6 protein-coding genes are annotated in these 5,054 nt (G+C 65.0%); 4 read left to right on the top strand and 2 right to left on the bottom strand.

The window, feature by feature from the left end; genetic code table 11:
- The first annotated feature begins 160 nt into the window (after positions 1-160).
- Positions 161-523, top strand: a complete 363-nt coding sequence (locus tag VGH54_RS07110) for a hypothetical protein (RefSeq protein WP_331511229.1) — start codon at positions 161-163, stop codon at positions 521-523.
- Positions 524-542: 19 nt separating this feature from the next.
- On the opposite strand, the gene VGH54_RS07105 is transcribed toward VGH54_RS07110, so the two are convergent.
- Positions 543-1,223, bottom strand: a complete 681-nt coding sequence (locus VGH54_RS07105) for a guanylate cyclase (RefSeq protein WP_414688662.1) — start codon at positions 1,221-1,223, stop codon at positions 543-545.
- Between the two features lie 74 nt (positions 1,224-1,297).
- On the opposite strand from VGH54_RS07105, the gene VGH54_RS07100 reads away from it, so the two are divergent.
- The gene (locus VGH54_RS07100; protein WP_292974743.1) at positions 1,298-1,456 is read left to right on the top strand and encodes a hypothetical protein; all 159 of its coding nucleotides are present in this window, start codon (positions 1,298-1,300) and stop codon (positions 1,454-1,456) included.
- Positions 1,457-1,469: 13 nt separating this feature from the next.
- Here the strand turns inward: VGH54_RS07100 and VGH54_RS07095 are convergent, their stop codons facing one another.
- Complete coding sequence (locus VGH54_RS07095) at positions 1,470-2,273, bottom strand: adenylate/guanylate cyclase domain-containing protein (RefSeq protein ID WP_331511230.1); 804 nt, start codon at positions 2,271-2,273, stop codon at positions 1,470-1,472.
- 307 nt (positions 2,274-2,580) lie between these two features.
- Between VGH54_RS07095 and VGH54_RS07090 the strand changes: the two genes are divergently transcribed.
- Together VGH54_RS07090 and gnd are read left to right on the top strand one after the other, a co-directional pair.
- Positions 2,581-3,981 (top strand): glucose-6-phosphate dehydrogenase, encoded by a 1,401-nt coding sequence (locus tag VGH54_RS07090; RefSeq protein ID WP_331511227.1) that lies wholly within the window; start codon positions 2,581-2,583, stop codon positions 3,979-3,981.
- Positions 3,982-3,996: 15 nt separating this feature from the next.
- The gene (gene gnd / locus VGH54_RS07085; RefSeq protein WP_331511226.1) at positions 3,997-5,019 is read left to right on the top strand and encodes a phosphogluconate dehydrogenase (NAD(+)-dependent, decarboxylating); all 1,023 of its coding nucleotides are present in this window, start codon (positions 3,997-3,999) and stop codon (positions 5,017-5,019) included.
- Positions 5,020-5,054: the final 35 nt, after the last annotated feature.

The following is a 5,054-nucleotide window of genomic DNA, read 5'->3' as shown; positions in this document are numbered from 1 at the left end:
GTCATCAGCAATCAGGAATTCACGAGTGCGGCCATACAATTGGCCTATACCCACAACTGTCAATTGATCGGTCGTCGGGCGCTGCAAGCCTGGGTACCGCCTCCTGCGCGACGCGCGGTTTAGGGCTTGCCCGGAGTCTGTTTAAGGCAAACTCTGGGTGATGGCGACTATGAAGCAATTGGCGGGCCAGGTGCTCCTGTGCGGCGCCATTGCGTTAGCCGCGTGCGGGCTGGCCGACGGCATCGGGGCGGCCGCGCCCGCCCCGAGCTTTCACTGGTGTCCAGGTCAGCCGTGGGACCCGGGCTGGGGCAGCATCTATGACTGGGATTGGAATCACTGCCACGACTGGGAACGCTCGGCGGGTCAAGGTGGTCCAATGGGCAACGGCCCCTGGGGACTTCCGCCGTCCTGGGCGCCGCCGCAACCACCGCCCCCGCCGTGGGCCCCGGGCGCGAGCGTGATGTGGAATATGACGGCTCGTGCGTGGGGATTCTGGAACGACAAGACCTGGACGCCGCTCTGACGGCCCGCCACCATGTCGATCAGTCTGCGACGACCGCGATTTCACTACCCAGGCGATAAGGCGCTATCAACGGAAGATCGTCACCGCTCCAAAACCGGCCAGGGTCAAACCAATTCGACCGCTTCTCGGTTTCGATCAGGCCCATCTCCTCGTAGGTGACGGCGACCGTCTCGGCGCAGTAAGCGGATTCGAAGCGGCCCTTGCGCTGCTGCTCCCTGCGGCGTCGGGTCGATTCGCGAACGCGTGAGTCGAGGATCGGGATTCCGCGCACCCAGTCGTACCTGGTCGGAAGCTGACCGCGTAGCCACCGGAGGGTGAGCCGCGTCGTGGACGGGAACGGTGTGCCGTCCATCCGGGCGATGACGCGCAGCAACCGATTCTCCTGCTCGTGGTCGATGTCGGGGCTCATCTGACGCAACCAGCAACGCTGCCCGTAGCGGGTCAGCCATCGCTCGGCGGCTTCGCGCGCGTCGTTGAGTTGCACGCCCCGGTGGTTCGTCGCGGTCCAGACATCGGTCAGCTTGTCGCCGAGTTCGGCATGCCACATCAGCGGCGGCAGATCCTCGATCGCGACCGTCATGCTGACGTGGTTGACGGGGCTGTTCGACATCGTCTGGATCGCGCGGTCCGGTCCGGACTGCCCGCGGAACAGCCAGACGTCGCCGGTCCTGGTCTCCTCCAAGGCCTGGGTCAAGCCCACTGTGTGCGCATCCACCACCGCACCATATGCACATACCGATCCCGCCGGGATGTACTCGCGAATAACCTGAGCCGATGCGCACCGTCTGGAAGTTGCTGGGGTTGGCCGGGGTGGTCGGGGTGGCAGCCGGGGGAGTGCTGGTCGCTCGCGATCAGCGCCGACGTAGGGCATACACCCCCAACGAAATTCGCGACCGGCTGCAACAACGGCTGGCTGAGGCCGGCGAGGGCTAGACCCCGGCGGCGCTCAGGCAGCGGCGACGGCGTAGAGCCGATGCGTGCCGGCGAAGCCCTTCAACTCGGCATCACGGCCGCCATCAAAGGTGAGGTCCTCGCAACCGCTGAGCGCGTCGTGCACGGTGTCGCTCACCAGAACCTCCCCGCCACAGGCTTCGGCGGCAACGCGTGCCGCCATCGCGACGTTGCGGCCGAACAGGTCGTCGCCGCGACGAACCGACCGGCCCATGTGGACGCCGATCCGTACTCGAATCCCGTTGCGCCGCTTGTGTTGTGCATTTTTGTGAAGCGCGTCCTGCATGTCGATACCGCAGCGCACCGCCTGCTCGGCGTGGGCGAAGGCAATCATGAACCCGTCGCCCTGACTTTTCACCACATGCCCCGAGCGCTGCTTGACCAGCTTGCGAACCAGCTTGTCGTGCTCACCGATCAGCCTCACCCAGGCGCGGTCGCCGACCCGCTCATTGAGCGCGGTCGACTCCTCGATATCGGAGAACAGAATCGCCACTTTGCCGTCCGGTGTAACCCGGGCCAGATCAGGGCGTTCCACCTCCGCCCAATCGGCGAGGTCCTCGATCGAGCTGCGTACCGCGGCGCCGAAACCCTCCTTGCGCATCAGGCTCGCGGTCTGCCACACGGTCTTGACCGCTTTTGACCCAAAACTCAGTATGTCGGGCTGCTGCCGCAGCGCCTCGTTTTCAGCCTTGACCCGGGACAGCTGCCGCCAAAGGACGCCCAGGGCTGCGGCTTCGACCGCCGCGACGCCGGCCAGCGCGTAGACCGCGATCAGCAGGGGATCGTGCATGCCACGCATCTTCCCCGATCCCTCGTGGCTTCCGCAGCGACAGTGCCAGATCGGCAAAATACTCTGGCGGCTGTTATAGCCGGCTGGAAAGCGAAAGGTCAACCGCGAGTGTATGTCCCGCGAATTCTGAATTCCGGCGTGCCGGGATCGGTGGGTGTTTGCCCGCTGGGTTAACCGGTTACACATGTCGTGCGCTGCCGGTTGTCGGGCCGAACCGCATTGTTTAGGGTTGGAATTGGCCGCGGCAGGGTCGAGGTAGGCGCGTTCTGCAGGTGTTGAAGCCCGCTGACTAGTGATTGATCGTGGAAGGACCCGATTGGCCGAATCCGGCAATAGCGCCTCGGACCTGCTGGTGATCTTCGGCATTACCGGCGACTTGGCTCGCAAGATGACCTTCCAAGCCCTCTATCGCCTGGAGCGCAGGGGGTTGCTGCAGTGTCCGATTGTCGGTGTCGCCGGCGACGACATCAGCGTTGAGGAGTTGGTCAAACGGGCCCGCAAGGCGATCGAAGGCACCGGCGAAAAAGTCGACGACAAGGTGTTCGACCGGTTTGCGGGCCGACTGTCCTACCTGCGCGGCGACGTCACCGATTCCGCGCTCTACAAGGCGCTGAAAAAGCAGATCGGCTCGAAGCGCCACTGCCTCTTCTACCTGGAGATGCCGCCTTCGCTGTTCGCCCCGATCGTCGAGAGCCTGGCCCAAGCTGAGCTGCTGAACGGATCCCGCGTCGCGGTGGAAAAGCCCTTCGGGCACGACCTGAAGTCCGCGGATGAACTCAACACCCGACTGCGTGCGGTGCTGGACGAAGACCAGATCTTTCGGGTGGACCACTTCCTGGGCAAGGAACCGGTCGTCGAACTGGAGTATCTGCGGTTCGGCAACCTGGCCTTGGCCGGGCTGTGGAGCCGCGACAGCATCTCCGAAATTCAGATCACCATGGCCGAGGACTTCGGCGTCGACGACCGGGGCAGCTTTTACGACGGGGTCGGCGCCTTGCGTGACGTCGTACAGAACCATCTGCTTCAGGTGCTGGCCGGTGTGGCGATGGAACCGCCCGTCGGGCCCAGCGCGGACGACCTCAACGACAAGAAGGCCGACGTCCTGCGGGCGATACCCGCGATCGACCCGCAGCGGAGCGTGCGCGGGCAGTATCGCGGCTACACCGACATCCGCGGGGTGGCCAAGGGTTCGAAGACCGAGACCTTCGTCGCGGTGCGGGTGGAGATCGACAACTGGCGCTGGGCCGGCGTGCCGATCTTCCTGCGGGCGGGCAAGGCGCTGACCGAGCGGGTCACGGAGGTGCGGTTGTTCACGCACCGCGTCCCCTCGCTGGCTTTCCTGCCGGATCGCCGACGGGCCGAGCCCAACCAGATCGTGCTGAGGATCGACCCTGAACCCGGCTTGCGCCTGCAGCTGACCGCGATCGACGGCGACCGCTGGTGCGACCTGCACCTGGATTCGTCGTTCATGGCTGACCTGGGCGAGCCGCTGCTGCCCTACGAGCGACTGTTGCACGGCGCGCTGACCGGAGATCACCAGCTGTTCGCTCGCGAGGACGGCATCGAAGAAACCTGGCGGATCGTGCAACCGCTGCTGGACCACCCCGGCGAAATCCACCAATACGAACCCGGCTCGTGGGGGCCGGACGCGGCGCGCGAATTGCTACGAGGACATCGCGGCTGGCAACAGCCGTGGCTAGCCGTCAATCACCACTAAGGAGAACGAAACACCATGCAACTAGGGATGATCGGCTTGGGCAGAATGGGCGCGAATATCGTCCGCAGACTGGTCGACCATGGGCACGAATGCGTTGTCTACGACCACAATCCGGACGCGGTCGAGGCGTTGGCCGGCGAAGACAAGATTACCGGGGTGTCGTCGCTGTCCGAACTGGTCGACAACCTCACAAAGCCTCGAGTCGTCTGGGTGATGGTGCCCGCCGGCAACGTCACCACTGAGGCGATCAAGGAGCTGGTTAACACGCTGCAATCGGGCGACATCGTAATCGACGGCGGGAACACGTACTACCGCGACGACCTAAAGCATGCGAAGTCGTTGTCTGAGAAGGGTATTCACCTCTTGGACTGCGGCACCAGCGGCGGTGTGTGGGGCCGCGAACGGGGTTACTGTTTGATGATCGGCGGCGACGACCAAGCATTCGCGCACGCGGAGCCGATATTCGCCAGCGTCGCGCCCGGCGTCGACGCGGCACCGCGCACCCAGGGCCGCGACGGCAAGATCGCGCAATCGGAGGAGGGGTACTTGCACTGCGGGCCTAGCGGGGCCGGGCACTTCGTGAAGATGGTGCACAACGGGATCGAGTACGGGATGATGGCCTCGCTCGCCGAGGGGCTGAACATCTTGCGCAACGCCGACATCGGTACCCGCGTTCAGAAGGGCGACGCCGAAACCGCGCCGCTCTCGAATCCCGAGTGCTACCAGTACGACTTCGACATCGCCGACGTCGCCGAGGTGTGGCGCCGGGGCAGCGTCGTCGGCTCCTGGCTGTTGGACCTGACCGCGATCGCGCTGCATGAATCGCCCCTACTCGAGGAGTTCTCCGGGCGGGTTTCGGACTCGGGGGAGGGTCGCTGGACCGCGATCGCGGCGATCGACGAGGGAGTTCCCGCTCCGGTGCTAACGACCGCGCTGCAGGCCCGCTTCGCCTCGCGTCGCCTCGACGACTTCGCCAACAAGGCGCTGTCGGCCATGCGCAAGCAGTTCGGCGGACACGCGGAGAAGCCGGCTAACTGACCCTCAGGACCGTCCGCGCTCGACGAAAGCCACCA

The sequence above is a fragment of the Mycobacterium sp. genome, assembly GCF_036488105.1.
In the GTDB taxonomy this organism is placed as follows: domain Bacteria; phylum Actinomycetota; class Actinomycetes; order Mycobacteriales; family Mycobacteriaceae; genus Mycobacterium.
Note: the sequence above shows the minus strand (reverse complement) of the source record. Positions and strands in the feature narration are given on the sequence as shown.